The organism is Methylobacterium sp. 092160098-2 (assembly GCF_028920805.1).
In the GTDB taxonomy this organism is placed as follows: Bacteria; Pseudomonadota; Alphaproteobacteria; order Rhizobiales; family Beijerinckiaceae; genus Methylobacterium; species Methylobacterium fujisawaense.
Genome location: NZ_JAQPZJ010000001.1, coordinates 1,272,796 through 1,293,631 on the forward strand (window position 1 = coordinate 1,272,796; position 20,836 = coordinate 1,293,631).

At 70.8% G+C, this 20,836-nt stretch carries 25 protein-coding genes; 14 read left to right on the plus strand and 11 right to left on the minus strand.

The genetic code is table 11. From position 1 onward, the window contains the following. Positions 1–20: 20 nt before the first annotated feature. The 4 genes from uvrC (at position 21) to PQI07_RS05885 (ending at position 3,509) form a co-directional block, all read left to right on the plus strand. Positions 21–2,081, plus strand: coding sequence for an excinuclease ABC subunit UvrC (gene uvrC / locus PQI07_RS05870; protein ID WP_043382720.1), 2,061 nt, complete (start codon positions 21–23; stop codon positions 2,079–2,081). Positions 2,082–2,154: 73 nt separating this feature from the next. Next, positions 2,155–2,754, plus strand: coding sequence for a CDP-diacylglycerol--glycerol-3-phosphate 3-phosphatidyltransferase (gene pgsA / locus PQI07_RS05875; RefSeq protein WP_043355549.1), 600 nt, complete (start codon positions 2,155–2,157; stop codon positions 2,752–2,754). A 54-nt stretch (positions 2,755–2,808) separates the two neighbouring features. Beyond that, positions 2,809–3,060, plus strand: coding sequence for a molybdopterin converting factor subunit 1 (moaD, locus tag PQI07_RS05880; RefSeq protein ID WP_043355564.1), 252 nt, complete (start codon positions 2,809–2,811; stop codon positions 3,058–3,060). A 218-nt stretch (positions 3,061–3,278) separates the two neighbouring features. Further along, entirely contained in the window at positions 3,279–3,509 is a 231-nt protein-coding gene (locus tag PQI07_RS05885; RefSeq protein WP_043355551.1) for a hypothetical protein, read from the plus strand. Between the two features lie 88 nt (positions 3,510–3,597). On the opposite strand, the gene xylB is transcribed toward PQI07_RS05885, so the two are convergent. Continuing rightward, positions 3,598–4,374 carry a D-xylose 1-dehydrogenase gene (gene xylB, locus PQI07_RS05890; protein ID WP_274926242.1) on the minus strand — a complete coding sequence of 259 codons (777 nt, stop codon included), beginning with the start codon at positions 4,372–4,374 and terminating at the stop codon, positions 3,598–3,600. A 150-nt stretch (positions 4,375–4,524) separates the two neighbouring features. On the opposite strand from xylB, the gene PQI07_RS05895 reads away from it, so the two are divergent. Beyond that, entirely contained in the window at positions 4,525–4,938 is a 414-nt protein-coding gene (locus PQI07_RS05895; RefSeq protein ID WP_043355555.1) for a flagellar biosynthesis repressor FlbT, read from the plus strand. 13 nt (positions 4,939–4,951) lie between these two features. On the opposite strand, the gene flaF is transcribed toward PQI07_RS05895, so the two are convergent. After that, a complete protein-coding gene (flaF, locus tag PQI07_RS05900) occupies positions 4,952–5,323 on the minus strand; it encodes a flagellar biosynthesis regulator FlaF (protein ID WP_043355557.1) in 372 nt (123 codons plus the stop codon). A gap of 168 nt (positions 5,324–5,491) precedes the next feature. Here flaF and PQI07_RS05905 point away from each other — a divergent pair, with 168 nt between their 5' ends. Continuing rightward, positions 5,492–5,737, plus strand: coding sequence for a hypothetical protein (locus PQI07_RS05905; protein WP_043355558.1), 246 nt, complete (start codon positions 5,492–5,494; stop codon positions 5,735–5,737). On the opposite strand, the gene PQI07_RS05910 is transcribed toward PQI07_RS05905, so the two are convergent. The 3 genes from PQI07_RS05910 to PQI07_RS05920 all read right to left on the minus strand — a co-directional run bounded on the left by PQI07_RS05910 (position 5,738) and on the right by PQI07_RS05920 (position 6,926). Further along, positions 5,738–5,959 (minus strand): hypothetical protein, encoded by a 222-nt coding sequence (locus PQI07_RS05910; protein WP_139231596.1) that lies wholly within the window; start codon positions 5,957–5,959, stop codon positions 5,738–5,740. Between the two features lie 4 nt (positions 5,960–5,963). Then, positions 5,964–6,278: a hypothetical protein gene (locus tag PQI07_RS05915; RefSeq protein WP_043355560.1), complete on the minus strand. Its 315-nt coding sequence runs from the start codon at positions 6,276–6,278 to the stop codon at positions 5,964–5,966. Between the two features lie 138 nt (positions 6,279–6,416). Then, positions 6,417–6,926, minus strand: coding sequence for a metallophosphoesterase family protein (locus tag PQI07_RS05920; protein ID WP_043382714.1), 510 nt, complete (start codon positions 6,924–6,926; stop codon positions 6,417–6,419). 158 nt (positions 6,927–7,084) lie between these two features. Between PQI07_RS05920 and PQI07_RS05925 the strand changes: the two genes are divergently transcribed. The 6 genes from PQI07_RS05925 (at position 7,085) to PQI07_RS05950 (ending at position 14,728) form a co-directional block, all read left to right on the plus strand. Then, positions 7,085–7,804: a cytochrome c biogenesis CcdA family protein gene (locus PQI07_RS05925; RefSeq protein WP_043760334.1), complete on the plus strand. Its 720-nt coding sequence runs from the start codon at positions 7,085–7,087 to the stop codon at positions 7,802–7,804. Positions 7,805–7,843: 39 nt separating this feature from the next. Further along, complete coding sequence (gene selD / locus PQI07_RS05930) at positions 7,844–8,890, plus strand: selenide, water dikinase SelD (RefSeq protein WP_274926243.1); 1,047 nt, start codon at positions 7,844–7,846, stop codon at positions 8,888–8,890. Positions 8,891–8,994: 104 nt separating this feature from the next. After that, positions 8,995–11,007, plus strand: coding sequence for a glycosyltransferase (locus PQI07_RS05935; protein WP_274926244.1), 2,013 nt, complete (start codon positions 8,995–8,997; stop codon positions 11,005–11,007). After that, positions 11,004–12,116, plus strand: a complete 1,113-nt coding sequence (locus PQI07_RS05940) for a glycosyltransferase (protein WP_274926245.1) — start codon at positions 11,004–11,006, stop codon at positions 12,114–12,116. The genes PQI07_RS05935 and PQI07_RS05940 overlap by 4 nt, the downstream gene beginning before the upstream one ends. A 280-nt stretch (positions 12,117–12,396) precedes the next feature. Beyond that, a complete protein-coding gene (locus PQI07_RS05945; RefSeq protein ID WP_043760326.1) occupies positions 12,397–13,872 on the plus strand; it encodes a GumC family protein in 1,476 nt (491 codons plus the stop codon). Next, positions 13,865–14,728, plus strand: a complete 864-nt coding sequence (locus tag PQI07_RS05950; protein WP_043353115.1) for a WecB/TagA/CpsF family glycosyltransferase — start codon at positions 13,865–13,867, stop codon at positions 14,726–14,728. The genes PQI07_RS05945 and PQI07_RS05950 overlap by 8 nt, the downstream gene beginning before the upstream one ends. A gap of 2 nt (positions 14,729–14,730) precedes the next feature. Here PQI07_RS05950 and PQI07_RS05955 read toward each other — a convergent pair whose 3' ends face one another. The 5 genes from PQI07_RS05955 to PQI07_RS05975 form a co-directional block, all read right to left on the minus strand. Continuing rightward, positions 14,731–15,306: an NUDIX domain-containing protein gene (locus PQI07_RS05955; RefSeq protein ID WP_043353113.1), complete on the minus strand. Its 576-nt coding sequence runs from the start codon at positions 15,304–15,306 to the stop codon at positions 14,731–14,733. A 38-nt stretch (positions 15,307–15,344) separates the two neighbouring features. Continuing rightward, positions 15,345–15,602 (minus strand): sulfurtransferase TusA family protein, encoded by a 258-nt coding sequence (locus tag PQI07_RS05960; RefSeq protein ID WP_043353112.1) that lies wholly within the window; start codon positions 15,600–15,602, stop codon positions 15,345–15,347. Between the two features lie 105 nt (positions 15,603–15,707). Continuing rightward, on the minus strand, positions 15,708–16,055 hold the full coding sequence (locus tag PQI07_RS05965) for a hypothetical protein (protein WP_274926246.1): 348 nt from the start codon (positions 16,053–16,055) through the stop codon (positions 15,708–15,710). A gap of 97 nt (positions 16,056–16,152) precedes the next feature. Continuing rightward, the gene (locus PQI07_RS05970) at positions 16,153–17,520 is read right to left on the minus strand and encodes a glutamate--cysteine ligase (protein WP_274926247.1); all 1,368 of its coding nucleotides are present in this window, start codon (positions 17,518–17,520) and stop codon (positions 16,153–16,155) included. 294 nt (positions 17,521–17,814) lie between these two features. Further along, positions 17,815–18,567 (minus strand): 16S rRNA (uracil(1498)-N(3))-methyltransferase, encoded by a 753-nt coding sequence (locus PQI07_RS05975; RefSeq protein ID WP_274926248.1) that lies wholly within the window; start codon positions 18,565–18,567, stop codon positions 17,815–17,817. 220 nt (positions 18,568–18,787) lie between these two features. Here PQI07_RS05975 and PQI07_RS05980 point away from each other — a divergent pair, with 220 nt between their 5' ends. Together PQI07_RS05980 and ubiA are read left to right on the plus strand one after the other, a co-directional pair. Beyond that, positions 18,788–19,267 (plus strand): hypothetical protein, encoded by a 480-nt coding sequence (locus PQI07_RS05980; protein WP_043353104.1) that lies wholly within the window; start codon positions 18,788–18,790, stop codon positions 19,265–19,267. Between the two features lie 88 nt (positions 19,268–19,355). Then, positions 19,356–20,303 carry a 4-hydroxybenzoate octaprenyltransferase gene (gene ubiA, locus PQI07_RS05985; RefSeq protein WP_274926249.1) on the plus strand — a complete coding sequence of 316 codons (948 nt, stop codon included), beginning with the start codon at positions 19,356–19,358 and terminating at the stop codon, positions 20,301–20,303. A gap of 15 nt (positions 20,304–20,318) precedes the next feature. Here the strand turns inward: ubiA and PQI07_RS05990 are convergent, their stop codons facing one another. Continuing rightward, positions 20,319–20,774, minus strand: coding sequence for a DUF6101 family protein (locus tag PQI07_RS05990; protein ID WP_053611121.1), 456 nt, complete (start codon positions 20,772–20,774; stop codon positions 20,319–20,321). Positions 20,775–20,836 lie beyond the last annotated feature (62 nt).

The following is a 20,836-nucleotide window of genomic DNA, read 5'->3' on the forward strand; positions in this document are numbered from 1 at the left end:
GGAACGCTTAGATCTGCGGTATGAGCCGCAGAGCCCTCTCAGACCTGCCCCCGGACACTTTCGACGACGGCCGCGACGCCGAGCGGGACGAAACCGCCGACGCGCCGGAAGCCGGCCTCCCCGACACGGAGGCGCCGGAAATCGATTTCGACTTCGAGCCGGGTGCCGTCCAGGCCGGCACCGAGGTGATCCGCCGGTTCTGGTCGACCCTGCCGTCCTCGCCCGGCGTCTACCGGATGTTCGATCATCGCGGCGACGTCCTCTATGTCGGCAAGGCCAAGAACCTGAAGGCGCGGGTCGGCTCCTATGCGCGGGGTCAGGCGCATTCGAACCGCATCGCCCGGATGATCTCGCAGACGGCGGCGATGGAGTTCGTCACCACCGCCACCGAGACCGAGGCGCTGCTCCTCGAAGCCAACCTGATCAAGCAGCTGAAGCCCCGATTCAACGTGCTGATGCGGGACGACAAGTCGTTCCCCTACATTCTGGTCACCGACGACGGCCCCGCCCCGCAGATCGTCAAGCACCGGGGCGCCCGGCGCCGGAAGGGCAATTATTACGGGCCCTTCGCCAGCGTCTGGGCGGTGAACCGGACGGTGAACGCCCTGCAGCGCGCCTTTCTCCTGCGCACCTGCACGGACAGCTACTACGAGAACCGCACCCGTCCCTGCCTGCTCTTCCAGATCAAGCGCTGCTCCGGTCCCTGCACCGGCGAGATCGCCACGGAGGATTACGCCGCCATGGCGGATTCCGCCCGGGCATTCCTGGCGGGCAAGTCGAACGCCGTGAAGGACCGGATGCGCACCGAGATGCAGGAAGCCTCGGAAGCGATGGAGTTCGAACGCGCCGCCCGCTTCCGGGACCGGATCGCCGCGCTGTCGGCGATCCAGGGCGTGCAGGGGGTCAACACCCAGGGCGTGGAGGAAGCGGACGTGTTCGCCCTCGACGAGCAGGCCGGCCAGTTCTGCATCGAGGTGTTCTTCTTCCGGAACTTCCAGAACTGGGGCAACCGCGCCTATTTCCCCAAGGCCGACCGGTCGATGACCCCCGACGAGGTGCTCGGGTCGTTCATCGGCCAGTTCTACGACGACAAGCCGGCGCCCCGGACGGTGCTGACGAGCCATGCGGTCGAGGATGCCGAGCTGGTGGCGGCGGCCCTGTCGAGCCGGGTGGAGTACCGCGTCGAGATCCACAAGCCGAGCCGCGGCGAGCGGAAGAACCTCGTCGACTACGCCCAGCGCAACGCCAAGGAAGCCTTGGCGCGGCGCCTCGCCGACACGGCCTCCCAGGGCAAGCTGCTTGCGGCGCTCGGCCAGGCCTTCGGGCTCGACGGCGCGCCCCGCCGGATCGAGGTCTACGACAACTCGCACATCATGGGGACGAACGCGGTCGGCGGCATGATCGTCGCCGGCCCGACGGGCTTCATGAAGACGCATTACCGCACGTTCAACATCAAGTCCGAGGAGCTCACTCCGGGCGACGATTACGGCATGATGCGCGAAGTCCTGCAGCGACGCTTCAAGCGGCTGGTGAAGGAGTCACCGCGCACCGAACGCGAAGCCGCGGCCGCCGCCGTCGAGGGCGGCGTCCAGGAGCCGGTGCCGGCCGAGGAGAGCGAGGCGTTCCCGGCCTGGCCGGACCTCGTGCTGATCGACGGCGGCAAGGGCCAGCTCGACGCCGCGCGGACGGCCCTGGAGGAGGTCGGCGTCTCGGGCGTGCCGCTGATCGGCGTCGCCAAGGGCCGCGACCGGGATGCCGGGCGCGAGACGTTTTTCGTGCCCGGCCGGCCGCCCTTCAAGCTTCCGCCGCGCGACCCGACGCTCTACTTCGTGCAACGGCTCCGGGACGAGGCGCACCGCTTCGCCATCGGCAGCCACCGGGCCAAGCGGAAGCGCGAGATGGTGAAGAACCCCCTGGACGAGATCGCCGGCATCGGGCCCAGCCGCAAGCGCGCGCTGCTCCATCACTTCGGGACCGTGAAGGCCATCGAGCGTGCGGCCTTCGAGGATCTGGCCAAGACACCGGGCGTGAACGCCGCCACCGCGCGGGCGGTCTACGACTTCTTCCATGCCGGCGCCTGAGAACCCGACCGCGATGGCCGAGACCGAAACCAGGACGTTGACGCCCGGGCCCCGCTCTGATTTCACCCCTGCGATGAACGCCGTCCTTCCCCGACGACGGTCGCCGGCCTGGACGCTTGCGAATTGCCTGACCTACGGGCGCCTCGTTGCCGTGCCGGTGATGGTCGCTCTGCTGTTCTGGCCCGAATCCCACACCGCCCGGTGGACGGCGCTGGGCGTTTTCGTCGCGGCCGCGATCACCGACTACTTGGACGGGTACGTCGCACGCACCTACCATCAGAGCTCGGCGCTCGGCCGGATGCTCGATCCGATCGCCGACAAGCTTCTCGTCTCGGCGTGCCTGCTGATGCTGACGGCGGACCACACGATCGTCGGCTCGAATATCTGGGCGGCCATCGTGATCCTGTGCCGCGAGGTGCTGGTCTCCGGCCTGCGCGAGTACCTGGCCGAGCTGAAGGTCGGGGTGCCCGTCAGCAAGATCGCCAAATGGAAGACCACCGTGCAGCTCGTGGCTCTCGGCTTCCTGGTGGCCGGCCCAGCAGGCGAGACGCTGCTGCCGGGGACCGAGCCGATCGGCCTGACGCTGCTGTGGCTGGCCGCCGCCCTCACGCTCTGGACCGGCTGGGACTACATGCGGGCCGGGATCAAGCACGTCATCGACGATCCGCGCTGACGGATCGGCCTGCGGGACGTGCGGTCCCTGCCCTGTCTTCGCTACGGTGATGCGATGAAGCTCGTCTATTTCGCCTGGGTCCGCGAGCGGATCGGCCGCCCCGAGGAGGAGCTGGCACCGCCGGCGGAGGTCGCCACCGTCGCCGACCTCGTCGGGTGGCTCCGGGGCCGGGGCGAGGAATATGCCTACGCCTTCGAGGATCCGGGCGTCGTCCGGGCCGCGATCGATCGGGTCCACGCCAAGCCGGACGCGCCGATCGCGGGCGCCCGCGAGATCGCCTTCTTCCCGCCGATGACGGGCGGCTGAGGCCCGGCCACGCCGCGCACGTAGTCCACCGGGGTTGTCTTGGTCCCGGTTCCGCAGTCATTGGCGCCGTCGCTCCGGCTCTGCTTCGAACCGAACGGCGCGCGGGCCGAGCCAAGTTTTTTTACGGGTTCGGTCCGCCTTCGAGACCGACGGCTCTGCGGAACGCTCAAGCTGTGACCGCCGTTACCCGGTACCGAAACCGGTATTGGAGTTTCAGCATGCGCAAGACCTTGCTCGCGACCGCCGCCCTGTTGAGCCTCGGCGCCGCCGCACAGGCCCAGACCACCGTCATCGAGCGCGACCGGCCGGCCGTCGTCGTCGACCGCCCGGCGACCGAGTCGAAATCCGTGACCGTCCACGACCATGGCGACGGCTGCGTCACCAAAACGGTGCGCAAGGAGAACGACATGGGCGACTCCAAGACCGTCAAGAAGGAGACGTGCGACTGAGGCACGGAAGCGGGCCGGGCCGGAGCGCGGACCCGCGCCCCCTGTCCGGCCGGTCTCATGTCCGGCCGGTTTTCTGCCCGGCTCCCGGTCAGCGCCACCCCGCGTCGATGACGTAGGGGTGGCCTGTGCACATCCGGGCATCGTCCGAGGCGAGGAACAGGACCAGCGCGGCGACGTCGGCCGGCTGGATCCGGCCGTCGAGGCATTGCGCGGCGACGATGTCCGCCTCGCCCTCCGGCGTGTACCATCTCTCCTGCCGCGGCGTCTGGACGTTGCCGGGGATGATCGACACCACCCGGATCCCATCGCGGCCGAGGTCGCGGGCCAGGGCGCGGGTCATCCCCTCGATGGCCGCCTTGGCGGTCTGGTAGAGCGGCATCTCCTTCAGCCCGAGATGCCAGCTGATCGATCCGAAATTGAGGATCACGCCGCCGCCCGCACGCCGCATCGCCGGCACCGCCGCCTGGGCGGCGAAGAACAGGTGGCGCAGGTTCACCGCCATCCGGTCGTCCCAATAGGCGGGCGTCACCTCGGCGAGGCTGTGGCGGTCGTCGTTGCCGGCATTGTTGATCAGGACATCCAAGCCGCCCAGAACCGTATCCGCCTCGGCGACCAGCGCGCGAACCGCATCGACATCCGTCAGGTCGCAGCGCCGGTAGAGCGGGGCGTGCGCGGCGCCGGGCGTCAGACGCGCCACCACTGCGTTCGCCGCATCATCCGCGATGTCGCAGAACAGGACGCGGGCCCCCTGGCCGACGAAGGCCTCGACCAGACCCTCGCCGATTCCCGAGGCGCCGCCCGTGACCAGGACGCGCTTGCCACCGAGGCTCGGATACCGTGCGCGCCGATCCGTCTGCGCCGTCATCGGCCCTCTCCGACACGCTTCACCCGGTCGTCATTTGTGGGAGTTTATCACGGCGCCCGCGTGGTGCAACGGCCGCGCTCGGGGCGGGAATTCTCGAAACGTTAACGGTTCGCGAATGAGATCGCCGGGTCTTCTAGAAAGGAACGCCCGATGCCCCTGCGTCTGGAACTCAAGCCCTTCGAACGGCTGATCATCAACGGTGCCCTGCTGCGCAACGGCGACCGGCGCTCGACCTTCCTGATCGAGACGCAGTGCAAGTTCCTGCGCGAGAGCGAGATCATCACGGAGACCGAGGCCGACACGGCCTGCAAGCGCCTCCACCTGACCCTGACGGTCATCTACCTCGCCGACGATCCGACACAGGGGATCGACCTGTTCTTCCGGCAGGCGACGGATCTGCTGGGGCTCGCGCCGGCGGCGGCCCCTCACATCGCGGGGATCGCCCAGGCCGTCGAGACCGGCGCGTATTATCGGGCGCTCAAGCTGAGCCGCAAACTCGTCGAGTGGGAAGCCGCCGGCGCGGTGTCCCAGCCGGACCTGCCGGAAACGTCGGCGGCTTCCTGACGGCCCTCGGGCCTCAGCCGGGATTGCCCTGCAGGCCGGCGGCGATGTGGTTGTTGATCGACACGAGCGTCGCGATCTTCTCGGGCGTCGGCGCGATCATCGTGTCGATGCAGCTCTGGAGCACGAACACGCCCAGGCGGCCGACGCCCTGCTTGACGTCCGAAGGGAGCGGGTTCAGGTCCGACGTGGCCTCGGAGGTCAGCAGCGTCCAGACGCGCTGGTTGAACGACAGGGCGTCGTTGAGGCGCCCGGCATCGCCCTCGGAGAGCCCCTGGCTCGCACCGATCAGCTTCTGCGCCGCTTTCAGCAGAACCGCGGATTCGGCTTCGCGCGGCGAGAGGGCGCTGTGGGATGTCTTGGCGTAGGCGTTGGCGGCGTAATTCATCGGCGGTCCAGCCCCGTCGTCAGGCCTGCCTTGGCGGCAAGCTGGCGCGTAGCTGTCGCAGACCAGGAGTTAAAAGCGCGTGAGCGCCAGATCCGCCATGATGCCGCCGGGTTGCTTATCGACGACGCTGTGTGGCCCAAAGGAATCGGGCCCCGGATCCCAGGCCCGATGTTGAATTTCGTTCTCGGAACTGTTGCCGGCGGCCTGATCGCCTGCGTGCTGACCATCGCGGCGGCGCGGCAGCCCGAGGTTCAGACGCGCCTGGGCCTGATACCCGTGCCGGCCCACACGACGCTCGCGGCCGTCACGAAGCCGGCCGAACCCGATTGCGGGCGGCGGACGGAGCCGGCACCGAAGGTCGGCTCCCAGGACATGTTGTTCAACCGTCAGCGATTCTGGTCGGTCGCGCCCTGATCAGAACGCACCGATCAGCATGAGCAGCATCGTCGTCGCGACGGTGGTGCTGACGAAGCCGCACAGGGCGGCCGCGAAGGACGGGCCGGTGCGGACGACGGCGGGTTCGATGTCGTTCGAAAGCGTGGCGGGGGTCATGGGCGCAGAACCTTTTCGGCGACCGGCGTCGCGCGTGACGGGGTGATGCTGCAGGAACGGGACGTCCGAGGTGCGGATGCGCACCCGATCAATCGCAGCGGTTAATTTTCTTGGCGATCCGCAGGCCCCGCAGTTCGCTGCGGAGATCGATCGCCACGACGCCCTCGCCGCATCGCTCGAAGGCGTCGCGGGCATCGTCGTAGCGGTCGCCCACTTCATCGAGCGTGTCGCAGACGCGGTCATGATCGCCCAGACGGGCCTCCTGACGCGCCTGGAAGCGCAGGGCATTCGCCTCGTCGACCTTGCGCTGGGCTTCGATGCAGGCCGGCACAGCCGACGCCGCGGAAGTCATCACGAGGCCTGCCACGAGGCTAGCGAGGCAACGGGTCAGAGTGACCGACATGGCACTCACTTCAACACTCACACACGGTTTGGGATGGCCACTCCGAAGGCGGACCGGCCGGGTTTCTCGGAGCGGAACGAGTCCACTCCCTTCCTGTCCGCTGAAACGGTGAAGCTGACGTGAAAGTTCCGCCCCGACTCACCGCCCCCGACGCCGGCGGGACGCGAGGATTGCGGAGAGCGGCACGGGTGCCGGCCCCATCGGGTCGACACCCACGTCGTACTGCTTCGGCATTGGCTTGAGCTTGCCGTGGCTGTGCCCGTGGAGATTGAGGGCCCCGCGGCTCATGCCGTTCCACGTGCGGAACGCGTAGTGGCAGAGCACGACCATGCGGCCTTCGACCTCGATTTCCGCGTAGTGCCGAACCGACGTCCAGCTGGGCGCACCAAGAGTATCGGGCCCGTCGTTGTTGCCGACGATCAGGTGCTTCTCGCCGCTCAGCCCGGCGAGGATCTCGCGAATCCGGTCTCCGCTCGGCCCGAGGGCGAAGTCGCCGAGGTGCCAGACTGTGTCGCCGGGCGAGACCGCGGCGTTCCAGGCCGCGACCAGCCCGGCATCGTGGGCCTCAAGATCCGGATAGGGCCGGTGGTCGAAGCGCAGTGCCCGCGGGTCGCCGAAATGCGTGTCGCCCGTGAAGAAGATGGTCACCGGTCTGCTCCGCCTCGCCCGGGAACGCCACCGGACTGCCGCCGAAATCGGCTGGCCGCCGCCTGGTTCCCGCGCGCCCGCGGCCGCCTGGCGCGTTGACCGCCCACGCGGCACGGAGGAGACCTCCGCAGGGCGAGCGGGATCGGGAGCGCGAGGGCATGCTGGGAACGGTCGGATTCGCCTTCCTGGCCGGGCTTCTGTCGGTGCTCTCGCCCTGCGTGTTGCCGCTGATCCCGATCGTGCTCGGCACCGCGGCCGCGGAGCATCGCCTCGGCCCGGTGGCGCTGGCCGGCGGGCTGGCGATCGCCTTCACGGCGATCGGTCTGTTCGTCGCGACGATCGGCTTCACCATCGGCCTGGACGGCGACGCGTTCCGGCGCGCCGGCGCGGTTCTCCTCCTTCTGCTGGGCGTGGTGCTGATGCTGCCGCGGCTCCAGGCCCGGGTCGCGACGGCGGCCGGCCCGGTCGGCGCCTGGGCGGAGGAACGCTTCGGCGGCTTCGGCTCCGGCGGATTGTCCGGCCAGTTCGCCGTGGGCCTGCTGCTCGGCGCCGCCTGGAGCCCCTGCGTGGGACCGACCCTGGGCGCGGCCTCGCTGATGGCGGCGCGGGGCGAGCATCTCGGGAGCGTCGCCCTGACGATGCTGGCTTTCGGGATCGGGGCCGCGGCCCCGCTGATGCTCCTCGGCTTCGTCTCCCGCGAGGCGCTGCTGCGTTGGCGCGGCGGCCTCGCCGCGGCCGGCCGGGCCGCGAAGGCCGCGCTGGGCGCCGTGATGGTGGTCCTCGGCCTGCTGGTGCTGACGGGACTCGACAAGCAGGTCGAAGCTGCGGCCGTCGCGGCTTCGCCGGACTGGCTCAATGCGCTGACGACGCGCTACTGAGTCGCCATGGTCCCAGGACGTCCGGAACGGAGATCAGCGATGACCGATGCCCCCCGCCTGACCAGTCTTGCCCATGGCGGCGGCTGCGGCTGCAAGCTCGACCCCGCCACCCTGCGCCAGCTCCTCGCCCAGCAGCCGGCGGCCGGGCCGTTCAAGCGGCTCCTCGTCGGCAACGAGACGGCGGACGATGCGGCCGTATGGGAGCTGGAGGACGGCACCTGCATCATCGCCACCACGGACTTCTTCACACCGATGGTGGACGACCCCGTCGATTTCGGCCGGATCGCCGCGACGAACGCCATCTCGGACGTCTACGCCATGGGCGGCCGGCCGCTCTTCGCGCTCGCGATCCTCGGGATGCCCCTGGGCAAGATCGACCCGGAGGTGGTCGCGCGGATCCTGCGCGGCGGCGCAGAGCAATGCGCCGAGGCCGGCATCCCGGTGGCGGGCGGCCACTCGATCGACGCCCCCGAGCCGATCTACGGCCTCGCGGTGATCGGCACCTGCCGCCGGGAGGCGGTGCGACGCAACGCCGACGCGATGGCGGGAGATGCCGTCCTGCTCACCAAGGCCCTCGGGGTCGGGGTCTACTCCGCGGCGATCAAGCGGGAGACCCTGGACGACGCCGGCTACCGCGACTTCATCGCCACCACCACGCTGCTTAACCGGATCGGACCCGACCTGGCCGCCGAGCCCGCCGTCCATGCCCTCACCGACGTGACCGGCTTCGGCATCCTGGGCCACGGGCTGGAGATCGCCCGCGGCGCCGGTCTCACGCTCACCCTCGAGGCCGACGCCCTCCCCCTGCTGCCGCAGGCGGAGGCGCTGGCGCGCGCCGGCGCCGTCACCGGTGCCTCGCACCGGAACTGGTCGGCGTTCGGCGAGGCGGTCGACCTGCCGGAGGGTTTTCCGGACTGGCGGCGCCACATCCTCACCGATCCGCAGACCTCGGGCGGGTTGCTGGTGACCTGCTCGGCCGACCGGGCCGACGCGCTCCTCGCGCGCATCCGATCGGCGGGCTACCCGGCGGCCGCCCGCATCGGCCGGATCGAGGCCGGTCCGGCGCGGATCCGGGTGATGGGCTGAGACGCCGCCGGCCCCGAGAGGCAATCTTCAACCTTCCCGTCCACTCTGTCGCCCCGCACGAGACCCGAGCCGCCGCCAGAGCCGCCGTGACCGAGGCCGCAGACATGTCACCGCCTCCCCACGGCGTCGCCGGCTGGCCGTACGGGCGCAGCCCCCCCGGACCCGCCCGTCCGCGGTCGCTGCCCGACGGGCGCCCCTGGCCGCGGATCCGGATCATCACGGTGGCCCACGCGGATGCCGCCCTGGCCGGGACCGTCGCGTCGGTCCTGCGCCAGGACTATCCGGAGTTTCGACACGACGTGCTGGCGCCCACGACCGGCCGCGCGGCCGTGGAGCGGATCCTGACCGATCCCGGTCCGGATCATCTGCTCTGGCTCGCTGCCGGCGACCTGCTCGCCCCGGGTGCGCTGATCGCTCTGGCGCTGGAGGCCTCGCTCGCCGAGGTCGACGCGGTCGCGGGGTTGCGCGTCCTGTTCGACCACGCCGTCCGGGGCCTCGACGGGCCCGATCGCGCGGCGGAAGCCGGTGGCCGCAGGTCTGCGGGGGGCGGGATCCTCTGGCGGCGCGACGCGCTGGCGGACCATGCGGTCCTCGACGCCGACGGCATGCTGAACGAGGGGGTCGCCTGGTCGACGACATCCGAGAACCGGCGCAGCCTGATCGGTCGTCCCGCCCTGCTCCACAGGCTGCTTTCGGACCTTCCTCCGCCCGCCAGCGGTCTGTCGATCGTTTCGCTCACCGGGACGGGCACCCAGGGCGGGGCCGGCGTGGCCCAGCGCCGGCTCGCCGAGGCACTGACTCTCGCCGGTCACCGGATCGCGGAGGTGACCCTGAGCGGCCGTCCCGAGGCCGCCGAGTGGCGCGACATCTTCCCCCCGGCCGAGGCCGCGATCGCGGCGACCGCACCGGATCTCGTCCTGGCCGGCAACCTGCACGGCGCCACCCGCAGCCTCGACGTCGTCGGCCGTCTGGCCCGGCGGGGACGGGTCGGCCTCGTGCTGCACGACCTCTTCCCCCTCACGGGCCGGTGCGCCCATCCGCGCGCGTGCGGCCGCGCCGCGATCGGCTGCGATGCGGCCTGCCCCACCCCCGACGAGTATCCGCAACTGGCCCCCGGCCGGATCGCCGGCATGCACGACCGCAAACGCGCGGTGCTCGCCGGCGCCCCGGTCGGGCCCGAAGTGCGATCCCCGGCCCGATCTCCGGCCCGATCTCCGGCTCCCTGGCTTCTCGCCAATTCCGACTGGACGCTGGCGCGGGCTCGCGAACTCGCGCCGCCCGGCACCGTGGTCGAGCCGATCCGCCTCGCCTTCCCGACCGCCGTCTTCCGGCCCGGCGATCGCGCCGGCCTGCGCGGCCGGCTCGGCCTGCCCCCCGATGACGTGCTGATCCTCGTATCCTCGGTCATCGTCGACGGGCCCGACAAGGGCTTTGCCGATCTCCGGGCGGCGCTTCAGGCCGTGGCAAAACCGGGCGTCGGCGTCGTGGCGATCGGTCGCCTCGACGATCCGGCCCGGCTCGGGATCGCGAACCTGTTCGCGCCCGGCCTCATCGCGGACGAGGCGATGCTGGCGGCGTGGTACGGCGCCTGCGACCTCCACGTCACCGCGAGCCGCCACGAGACTCTCGGACAGACGCCCATCGAGGCCGGCCTTTGCGGGGTCCCGACCCTGGCCTACCGCTCCGCCGGGCTGACCTCGGCGGTGATCGACGGCGTCTCGGGCCGCCTCGTGCCGATGCGGCCCGGCGCCCTCGCCGACGCCCTGGCCGCCCTAGTCGATGACCGGGCGACCCGCACCCGCCTCGGCGCCTTCGCGCGGATCGCCCTGGAGAGCCGCTACAGCCCGGCCGCGGCGGCGCTGTCGCTGGAGGCGGTCTTCCGGCGGCAGGGCCTGGGGGGCGGCGCGGCCCATCCGCGCTTCGCCCCCGCGATGCTCGGGCATTTCCCCTTCGCGGCCGATCTGCGGACGGGCGCGACCGGCACGGTCCCGGCGGTCTCGCCTCCGCTCGTGCGCCGGCTGCGGTGGGCCAAGCAGATGGTGTTCGGCCGCCGGATGCCGCTCTTCGTGCGGCGGTGCCTGTACTTGGCCGGCACGCTGCGGCGCAGGGTGCCATGACGGACCACAAGGCGAAATCCGGCATGGCGCAGCGGCGGATCTACCTGGACCAGACCCATCTGCGGGCCCATGTCACGGGGATCGAGCGGGTCACCCTGGACCTGTTCGCCCCGGAGAAGCTCGCCCCGCACACTGTGCGGCCGGTGACCGCCGGCTCCCTGCCCGGCATGATCGCCGCCCAGCAGATCGGCCTCCCCGCGCGGGCGCTCACGGACAGGGACGCCCTGTTCCTGTTCCCGGGTTTCCCGCCCGGGCCGCTCTGCGCCATCGCGGCGGCACGGTGCCTGCTCTACGTCCACGACACCTTCCTGCTAACGCGGAAGGCGGATCTGAGCCTGCGCAGCCGGATCTACATGAGCCCGAGCTTCGCCCTCGCCCTGCGCTGGTGCCCGAACCTGTTCGTCAACAGCCGCACCACCGGCGCGGCCGTGCGCGCCCTCTGCGCGGAGCGCGCCCGCGTCGCCCTGCTGCGACCCGCCGTCCGCGACGCCTTCGGCCTGGCCGACCTGCCGGGGCCGGCGGCCTACGAGCCCGGCGCGACGCTGCGGCTCCTCGCCATCGGGACCATCGAACCGCGCAAGAACTATCCGGCGACCCTCGCCCTGACGGCGGCATTGATCCGCGCCGGCATCCCGGCGGAACTCCATCTCGTTGGCCGGGTCGGATGGGGGCGGCACGCCTTCCTGGAGGCACCACCGCCGTTCCTGCACCGGCACGGATACCTCGCCGACGCGGAGCTGCGGGCCCTCGCGGGGTCGTGCCACCTGCTGGTCTCGACCTCCAAGGCGGAGGGGCTGGGGTTGCCGCTTCTGGAAGTCCAGCATGGCGGCCTGCCGGTCGTGGCGCCGGACGACCCGGTGTTCCGTGAGGTGCTGGGGACGTCCGGCCTGCTGATCCGGCCGGAGGATCCGGACGGCGCCGCTCGGACCATCGCCGCCTGGCTCCGGGATGGCGGTCCGACCCGCGCGGCGGCGGCAAGCCGGGCTAACGTGGCGTGCTGGAACGCCACAGCGGCCGAGGACGGGCTGCGCTTCCAACGCTTCCTGTCGGGCGACCCGACAGCCTACGCACCGTTGGAGTCAATTGTCGCATGCGACCGCAGCGCCTGAGGCGGCCTGCGTAGTCCCCAACAAATCGGAGACTTTTCACGTTCGATTGTCGTGACAGTTAGGATTACGTCTGTATGCGATATCTGCGGGCTTCCTGAAGCAGGAACCGCAGCGGGGCGATACTACTGGTCCGGTATGCTGATTGCTGGACTCCCGACGAAGACGGCGCCTCGGGCGAGCACCTGTTCCAGACCGGCACGAAGCTGGTCAGAAAGGGAACAGGCGACGAGGTTGGCGGCGGGCGGTTGTCTCCGTCCCGACAGGTCAGGGAGCGAGGCGTATGTTCGACTTCTCGACACGGATGAGCGGTGAGCAGCCCGTCCGAATGGTGCTGCCGCAGGTGACCCCGCAGACGGACGGTCGCGTGATCCTCCGGCGCCTGTGGCGCGGCAGCGGCTTCATCGTGCTGGGCGGCCTGTTCATGGTCGCCGTGGCGGTGGCGCTGCTCGGCCTGATCCCGCCGCGCTACACGTCCAGCATCCAGGTTCTCGTGGATCCGAGCGATCTGCGTGTCGTCGAGAACGACGTGAACGCGCGCCAGCCCCAGGCCGACAGCGGCGTCTCGATCGCCGAGAGCCAGGTGCGGGTGATCCAGTCCGACAGCGTCCTGCGCCGGGTGATCGCCAAGCTCCACCTCGATCAGGACGACGAGTTCGTCCTGCCGGACGGCAACAACCCGACCCTCACCTGGGTGAAGGGCGCTCTGGGCATGCTTCCGCCGGCGGCGAGTCGCGATCCGGTCATCACCGCTCTCGACACGCTTCAGAACCGGCTCACTGTCCGGCGGGCCGAGCGGACCTTCGTGATCGATGTCGCGGTGCAGTCCCGCGATCCCGAGAAGGCCGCGCGCATCGCCAACGCCGTCGGGGACGCCTACTTCGCCGAAGAAGCGGCGGCCCGCACCGAGACCGCGCGCCGCGCGTCCAGCGCCCTGGCCGGACGGCTCGCCAGCCTGAAGCGGGATGTCGAGCAGGCGGAGGGCGCGGTGGTGCGCTACCGTGAGGATCACAAGCTCGTGGCGGCCAGCGGCCGCCTGCTCACCGACCAGCAGCTCGGCGACCTCAATCAGCAGCTCGTCACCGCCTCGATCAAGACCGCCGAGGCGAAGTCGCGCCTCGACCAGGCGCGCCGGATGCGCTCGTCGGATCCCAGCACCGCTTTGCCGGAGATGCTGCAATCCCTGGAGATGCAGGCTCTGCGGCAGCAATACGCCACGCTGTCCCGCAACACCGCGGAGCTCGCCACCCGCCTCGGCGAACGCCACCCGGCCATGGCCGAGCAATACGCCCAGCAGCGCGACCTGCAGCGCCTGATCCAGCGCGAGAAGGAGCGGATCATCGAGACGACCCAGAAGGATTACGACCGCGCCGCCGCGAGCGAGGCGGCGATCCGGACGAATCTCGACCGGGTGAAGACCGAGACGGCGAGCAGCGACCGGGCCTATGTCGGCCTGCGCGAACTGGAGCGGACTCTCGAGGCCCGCCGCGGCATCTACGAGGCCTACCTGAAGCGCGCCCGCGAGGCGAGCGAGCAGGAGCGGCTCAACACCACCAACGTCCGCATCATCTCGGCCGCGACACCCGCGCGCCAGCGGACCTTCCCGCCGTCGCCCAAGATCGTCCTGCCGGTGGCCCTGATCCTCGGCCTGCTGCTCGGCGGCGGCATCGCCCTGCTCCTCGGCGCCGACAGCGACCGTCGCCGCACCCTGCGCGCCGCCACTCGGCCGGCGGCCAGCTTCCGGGCCGCCGATGCGTGACATCGGAGAGATGAGCCTCTACCTCGGCGCCATGGATCCGGTCCGCGGGGAAGCACACACGGTGAGCGGCCCCGCCTGCGCGGCGTCCGGGTCGCCGCAGGCGGAGGCGACCGTCGAACTCTTCGGATACCAGTTTCACACCGGACCCGTCGCGGCCCTCGTGGCCGCCGTCGCGGCCCGGCGAGACGGCCGGCCCCGGATGATCGTCACGGCGAATGTCGATCATGTCGTCCAGCTCAGCGAGAATGCCCCCTTTCGCGAGGCCTACGCGCGTGCTGCGGCCAGGACCCTCGACGGGATGCCGCTGGTCTGGCTGGCCCGGAGGGCCTGTCGCCGGCCCGTGCATCGGATCACCGGGCACGATCTCCTGGGCTGCGTCCTCGCCGATCCGCCGGCCTTCGCGCAGCGGGTCTTCTTCGTCTCCGCCCGCAAGGATGCGGCGGACGCCCTGGCCCTTCGCCTGCAGACGGCGGGCCTTCCGGCCGGCGCCGTAGCCAGCGCAGTCCCGCCCTTCGGCTTCGAGCACGATGCGGCCTACAGCCGCGCGCTGGCGGAGCGGATCCGCGCCCACGGTACGACACTGCTGGTGATGGGTGTGGGCGCGCCCAAATCCGAGATCTGGGTGGATCGGCACGGCCAGACGCTCGGTGAACCGGTGGTGTTCTGCGTCGGCGACGCCCTGAACGTCGCGGCCGGGTTCCTGCCGCGTGCGCCGCAGCTGATGCAGCGCCTCGGCCTCGAATGGATCTACCGGTTCCTGCAGGCGCCGCGGCGGCTGTTCCGCCGCTACTTCATCAAGTCCTGGCGCTTCATCGGCCTCGCGATGCGGGAGCAGATGGGGCGGCGCGCCGGCTGATCTCAGCGCGTCGCCTCGAAGAGGTCCGGCCGCCGCAATTGGAGCGCGAACAGCAGCGTCAGCGATTTCATGTCGGTGATCGTGCCGCGGCGGCCCATGGCGGCCAGCTCCGGCAGCGGGATCTCATGCACCGCCACGGCCTCGCCCTCCGCGGCGAGGCCGCCGCCGCTTCCGGTCCGGTCGGCCTCGCCGTAGGCGGCAAGGAACAGGTCCATCCGCTCCGTGGAGATGCCCGGCATCGACCACGCGCTGGCGACGAAGTCGAGCGACCCCAGGCGCAACCCCGTCTCCTCCAGGGCCTCGCGCCGCGCCTCGTCCTCCGAGGCGCCCTCGTCGAGGAGGCCGGCCGGCACCTCGATATGGCTCGGCGGCCCCCCCGAGTAGAGGACCGGCGCCCGGAACTGCGAGACCAGCGTGGCGACCCGCCGCTCCGGATCGTAAGGCAGCACCGCGACCGCCCGGCCGTGATCCTCCATCTCCCGCGTGAGGCGGGTTCCGTCCTCCTGCATCACCTCGGCCACGAGGTAGCGCGCCCAACCGTCGTGCACGAGGCGCACGCCCCCGATCCGCGGTGCCATACCGATCCTGCCTTGCCCCTGGAAGGCTCACGGATCGTTCAGGAATGCGGCGGCCTTGCGGACACGGTGATGCGGAAGCGCAGGCGTTCCGCGCGCCGCTCGACAGCGTCGAGGCGCGCGCCCTCCTCCCGCACGAGATTCGGGATGTCGAGGGCAGCGAGCGGATCCGTGCACGTCACCACCAGCGTGCGGCCGGCAGGAAGGCTTCGCAGGGCCTTGCGCGTGCGCAGGACCGGGAGGGGGCATTTCAGCCCGCTGAGGTCGAGATCGACGCAATCCGGATCTTCGTCCCGCAAGCCGCAAGCTCCCGAACCGGCGCAGCGACCGGCATAGCGACCGGCATAGCGACCGGCACCCGGCGCGTCATAGGCATCGCCGGCCCGCGAAGCCAGCGGATCCGCTCACCATTCGTAATAACCGAAGGCAGGCCCATAATAGCTGTCTGGTGCAGACCAGAGATAGCGCGGACCGGAATAGCCGTAGTCGAAGCCGTGGCTCGGCACCGGCGCGTAGGCATAGCCGTAACCGAAGGGTGCGGGATAACCGTACTCGCCATAGTAGCTGTATTGCGGACGCCCGCGGGCCGCCACGGTTCCGGCGATGCGTCCGCCCGCCCCGTAATGCCAGCGGCCGGGGCCCGGCGCCGGGCCTGGAGCCTCGAACCGTGCCAGATCGGCCGCCTGACCTGGGCCCCCGCTCGCCGGCAAGGAAGCCATCGCCAGAAGGATGACGGCGGTGACACGGGTCATGGTACGATCCTCCAGCGGCAAAACGCCCTGCTGGAACGTTCCAATAGCACGCTCTGGACGTGATTCGCGCCCGGTGCGTCGGTCGATCAGGGAGGCGTCAGAAGACGCATTCGGCGAAGGCCGGCCGCACGCAGGCGCCCCAGCGGCCCTCGTAATCGGCGAGCAGATCCTCCGCCCGCGTCCGGCCGGCCGCGACGATGGCCTCGAGAGGCTGCAGGTAGACGGTCTCGTCCCGCCCCTCGGCGTCGCGGCGGCCCCGTGCCCGCAGACCCGACCGGGCGATCGCCAGGGCCTCGGCGGCGACCGCGCCGAGGGTGGTGTTGGCCACCGGAGTCGCGAGCCCGAGGCGCGGTGCGGTGGCCCGCGCAGCCTCGCGATTGGCCGGGCTCCACCCCTTCACGAGGTCGAGGGCCGCGTCGAGGGCCGCCTCGTCGTAGAGGAGGCCCGCCCAGAAAGCGGCCTGGGCGGCGATCATGCCGGAATCGCCGACATCGGCGCCGCGCATCTCCAGGAAACGCTTCAGCCGGACCTCGGGGAAGGCGGTGGAGGCGTGATTGGCCCAGTCCGAGACCGTCGCGAACTCGCCGGGCAGCTGCGGCAGCTTGCCGGCCATCAGGTCACGGAACGAGGCGCCCGACACGTCGTGGTAGGTGTCGCCCCGCTTGACGAAGTACATCGGCATGTCGAGCAGCCAGTCGACATAGGCCTCGTAACCGAACCCGGCATCGAAGGCGAAGGGCAGCATCCCCGTCCGATCGGCATCCGTGTCGCGCCAGATCTCGGACCGGCGCGACAGGAAGCCGTTCGGCCGACCGTCGGTGAAGGGAGAGTTGGCGAAGAGCGCGGTGGCCACCGGCTGCAGCGCCAGGGATGCGCGCATCTTGCGCACCATGTCGCCCTCGGAGGCGAAATCCAGGTTCACCTGCACCGTGGCGGTGCGCAGCATCATGTCGAGGCCGAGCGATCCGACCTTCGGCATGTAACCGGCCATGATCCGGTATCGGCTCTTGGGCATGACCGGGGTCTCGTCCCGGCGCCATTTCGGACTCATGCCCAGCGTCAGGAAACCGATTCCCAGAGGATCGGCCACCCGCTTCGTGGCGGCGAGATGCGTGGCGAGTTCCGCGGCGGTGGCGTGCACATCGGGCAGCGCGGCGCCGGACAGCTCGAACTGGCCACCGGGCTCGATCGAGATCGCACCGCCCGCCTCCGCCGACAGGCCGATGATGTTGCCGAGATCGACAATCGGCTCCCAGCCCGTCTCGCCGGCAAGGCCCTCCAGAAGGGCCCGGATGCCGCGATCCCCGTCATAGGGGACCGGCGCCCGGCTCTCCCGGTAGAACGGGATCTTCTCGTGCTCGGTGCCGATCGCGAAGCGGGCGCGCGGCTTCTCGCCCGCCGCGAACCATTCGATCAGTTCGGCGCGCGTGGTGAGCGGCGTGGTGTCGTTGCTGTCGCGCGCCATGCGCTGCCTGCCCGTGCGTCTGACTTATGCGTTGGAACGGGCGCGCCGAACTGCTTCGGCGGATCCACCCGGTATCGACCCGCTCTCGCGAGCGGGCTCCGGGCGGACACCCGCCCCCGACCCCGATGAGCCCGCGGCGCAGGCGGCGTCCGTTCCGGGACATAATCGAGCCGCCGGGAACCCACAACGCGGCGGCCTCGGCCGGCGCGCCGCTTCACGTCCGATCCGGGGAAACAATCGTCCGGGCTGACGCCTTCATGTGCGCGGGCACACATGGATCGGGCCAGACCGCCTTCAGCGCGCGTCGCCGAGGACCGCCTGCACCAGGGCCAGCACGGCGACCGCTGCCGTGTCCGCCCGCAGGATGCGCGGTCCCAGGGAGAGCGCGACGGTGTTCGGCCGCGCCCGGATCAGCGCTCGCTCCTCCTCCGAGAAGCCGCCCTCCGGACCGACCAGCACGGCGAGCGGTGGGGGATCCTGCGGATCGCCGGCCGCCCGCAGCGCCTGCACGGGATCGCGCACCGGCGCGTCCTCGTCGCAGAACACCAGGAGCCGCTCGGCGGCGAGCCCCGCCAGGGCCGGGGCGAGACGCTCGGGGTCGGGACAATCGGGAATCGTCAGGATCCCGCATTGCTCGGCCGCCTCGACGGCATTGGCCCGCAGCCGGTCCATGTTGATTCGGTCGCCCTGCGTGTACCGGGTGATGACCGGGCGGATCGTCCCGGCGCCCATCTCGACCGCCTTCTGCGCGAGGTAGTCCAGGCGCGCGCTCTTCAGCGGGGCGAAGAGATAATGCAGGTCGGCCGGCTTCGTCTGGGGGCGCATCCGCGCGGCGACGTGGAGGTCGGCGCCCTTGCGCCCGGTCTGGACCAGATGCGCGCGCCACTCGCCGTCGCGTCCATTGAAGACCAGGACCGGATCGTCCGGCCCCCGGCGCAGCACGTTGAGCAGGTAGTTGGCCTGGGCGCGATCGAGGGGGAGAATCACGCCCGCGGCGAGATCGGCCGCGACGTGAAGGCGCGGGGCGGTGAAGTCATAGGCCGGCATGGCGGCGTGGTCGCGCGGGGCGGCGAGCCTGTCAACGCAGGGCGGGCCGCCGAAAGTGTTGCCGAATGGTTACGAGCCCCGGTTTTCGGCAGCCAGTCCACCGGTGCATGGCGCAGCCGGTTTGCCGCTCGATTGACGCCACAATCCTATGGCGAACCCAGGGGAACGGAAGAAAGCCGGCCGCTCGCGGATTCGGCAGGGGCGTCGAGGGAGTCTCGGAATGGCGAAGGGGAGTCTGAAGCTGGGGGCGGCGGTGCTGGTCGGCACCGTCGTGTTCGGTACCGCCGCGTTCGCGCAGAGCGCGGCACCGGAATGCGGCGCCATCCAGAAGACCCTGGCCGAGCGCAAGGCACTGGTCGGCCGCGCCAATGCGGCGTCGCAGTCCAAGAAGAAGATGACCCCGCAGGAGGCCTGCGCCCTGTTCGGGAAGCTCCAGGCCAACGGCACCGAGGGCATCAAGTGGATCGCCGCCAACAAGGAATGGTGCTCGATCCCAGATTCCTTCGCGGAAGGCTTCAAGGCCGACCACGTGAAGGTCAGCGGCATCCGCACCAAGATCTGCAGCGTCGCCGCTCAGGCGACCAAGATGGAGGCGCAGGCCCGCGCCCAGGCCCAGGCCCAGGCCGGCGGCGGTGGCGGCGGCCTGCTCGGCGGACCGGGCTTGACCGGCAGCTTCAAGCTGCCGCAGGGCGCTCTGTAAGATCGTCTGAGAGGATCACGGATCCGGCGCGGGTCCCCCCTCTGCAGCGATGGGGGACGCACGTGTGGCACGACCGGAGATCCGACCGATGAACGGGACGGCGCTTGACGACGGGCGGCCAGCCGATGCCGTCTCCGGTCATTGGGTCGACCGGCTGGCGCCCCGTTCCTGGCGTCCATACCTGCGCCTCGCCCGGATCGATCGGCCGATCGGCTGGTGGCTCCTCCTCCTGCCCTGCTGGTGGTCGGCCGCCCTGGCGGCGATCGCCGCGGATCAGGCCTTTCCCGATCCCTGGCACTGCCTCCTGTTCCTGATCGGCGCGGTGGCGATGCGCGGGGCGGGCTCGACCTACAACGACATCGCCGACCGAGACCTCGACGCGCAGGTCGAGCGCACGCGCCTGCGCCCCCTGCCCTCCGGTCAGGTCCGTCCGCGCCATGCTGCCCTTTTTCTGGTGATCCAGGCTCTGATCGGGCTGGCCGTCCTGCTGCAGTTCAACGCCGAGGCGGTGATCATCGGCCTCTGCTCGCTGCTGCCGGTGGCGATCTACCCGTTTATGAAACGGGTCATGCCGATGCCGCAGGCGGTTCTGGGCCTGGCCTTCGCCTGGGGAGCGCTGATGGGCTGGGCCGCCGTGTTCGCCCGCCTCGATCCGCCGGCGCTGCTGCTTTACGCGGGCGCCCTGTGCTGGATCATCGGATACGACACGATCTACGCGGTGCAGGATATCGAGGACGACGAGATCGCGGGGATCCGCTCGTCGGCGCGCCTATTCGGCCGGCATGTGCGTCTCGCCGTCGGGCTCTGCTACGCGCTGGCGGCTGCCTTCGTGATGCTGGCGGCGCGCGGGGCCGGTGCGGGATTCGTCGGGTATCTGGGCGTCGCGGCCTTCGGCGGGCACCTCGCCTGGCAGGTCCTGTCGCTGCGGGAACGCGATGGGCGCGGGGCTCTGGCGCTGTTCCGGTCGAACCGGGATGCCGGGCTGCTTCTGTTCGTCGGCCTCACCGCCGACCTCGTGCTGCGCAATCTCGTCTAAGAGCGGTCGGCGCCCTCAGGTGCGGGCGATGATCTCGTTCTCGCCGCGGAAGATCTGCGGACGCGCCGGCAGCCGGCCGGTCTTGCGGCGGGCCAGGAACCGCGGGCGGCGGCGGCCGAGGCCTGCATGACGGCGGCGGATCCGGACCTGGCCGAGAATCAGCCGGCCGATCTGCTGCGAGACCGGGACCAGGAGGCCGTCCTCGCGGACGATCATCCGCGTCAGTCCGGCCCGCGCCGCGATGTCGCGCCACACGGCGACGACGTCGTCCTCCTCGAAGCTGCCGAGGCGCTGGAGCACGTCGCCTTCGGCATCCACCAGGATCAGGCTGAACCGGTCGGCCCCGGTGATCTCCGCATCCTCGGTGGCATAGGCGAGCGCGATCCCGACGGCGCGGCGCGCACCCGCGGCGCGACCGATCACCGGAAGCGGCGAAGCGACGAAACGGGGCGCGGCGTCGGCACCGTGCATCGGGTGTCCTGCGTGGCTTTTGTCCGTGGCCGGGGAAGTGTTCATCAGTCCGAGTCCCTGGA

Coding starts and splice junctions, on each gene's coding strand:
- PQI07_RS05885 (WP_043355551.1), top strand. CDS start 3,279: ATGCGCAAGACCTTGCTCGCGACCGCCGCCCTGTTGAGCCTCGGCGCC.
- PQI07_RS05935 (WP_274926244.1), top strand. CDS start 8,995: ATGTCACCGCCTCCCCACGGCGTCGCCGGCTGGCCGTACGGGCGCAGC.
- PQI07_RS05950 (WP_043353115.1), top strand. CDS start 13,865: ATGCGTGACATCGGAGAGATGAGCCTCTACCTCGGCGCCATGGATCCG.
- moaD (WP_043355564.1), top strand. CDS start 2,809: ATGAAGCTCGTCTATTTCGCCTGGGTCCGCGAGCGGATCGGCCGCCCC.
- PQI07_RS05980 (WP_043353104.1), top strand. CDS start 18,788: ATGGCGAAGGGGAGTCTGAAGCTGGGGGCGGCGGTGCTGGTCGGCACC.
- PQI07_RS05970 (WP_274926247.1), bottom strand. CDS start 17,520: ATGGCGCGCGACAGCAACGACACCACGCCGCTCACCACGCGCGCCGAA.
- ubiA (WP_274926249.1), top strand. CDS start 19,356: ATGAACGGGACGGCGCTTGACGACGGGCGGCCAGCCGATGCCGTCTCC.
- xylB (WP_274926242.1), bottom strand. CDS start 4,374: ATGACGGCGCAGACGGATCGGCGCGCACGGTATCCGAGCCTCGGTGGC.
- flaF (WP_043355557.1), bottom strand. CDS start 5,323: ATGAATTACGCCGCCAACGCCTACGCCAAGACATCCCACAGCGCCCTC.
- PQI07_RS05990 (WP_053611121.1), bottom strand. CDS start 20,774: ATGCACGGTGCCGACGCCGCGCCCCGTTTCGTCGCTTCGCCGCTTCCG.
- PQI07_RS05895 (WP_043355555.1), top strand. CDS start 4,525: ATGCCCCTGCGTCTGGAACTCAAGCCCTTCGAACGGCTGATCATCAAC.
- PQI07_RS05955 (WP_043353113.1), bottom strand. CDS start 15,306: ATGGCACCGCGGATCGGGGGCGTGCGCCTCGTGCACGACGGTTGGGCG.
- uvrC (WP_043382720.1), top strand. CDS start 21: ATGAGCCGCAGAGCCCTCTCAGACCTGCCCCCGGACACTTTCGACGAC.
- PQI07_RS05905 (WP_043355558.1), top strand. CDS start 5,492: ATGTTGAATTTCGTTCTCGGAACTGTTGCCGGCGGCCTGATCGCCTGC.
- PQI07_RS05915 (WP_043355560.1), bottom strand. CDS start 6,278: ATGTCGGTCACTCTGACCCGTTGCCTCGCTAGCCTCGTGGCAGGCCTC.
- PQI07_RS05975 (WP_274926248.1), bottom strand. CDS start 18,567: ATGCCGGCCTATGACTTCACCGCCCCGCGCCTTCACGTCGCGGCCGAT.
- pgsA (WP_043355549.1), top strand. CDS start 2,155: ATGAACGCCGTCCTTCCCCGACGACGGTCGCCGGCCTGGACGCTTGCG.
- selD (WP_274926243.1), top strand. CDS start 7,844: ATGACCGATGCCCCCCGCCTGACCAGTCTTGCCCATGGCGGCGGCTGC.
- PQI07_RS05965 (WP_274926246.1), bottom strand. CDS start 16,055: ATGACCCGTGTCACCGCCGTCATCCTTCTGGCGATGGCTTCCTTGCCG.
- PQI07_RS05945 (WP_043760326.1), top strand. CDS start 12,397: ATGTTCGACTTCTCGACACGGATGAGCGGTGAGCAGCCCGTCCGAATG.
- PQI07_RS05925 (WP_043760334.1), top strand. CDS start 7,085: ATGCTGGGAACGGTCGGATTCGCCTTCCTGGCCGGGCTTCTGTCGGTG.
- PQI07_RS05940 (WP_274926245.1), top strand. CDS start 11,004: ATGACGGACCACAAGGCGAAATCCGGCATGGCGCAGCGGCGGATCTAC.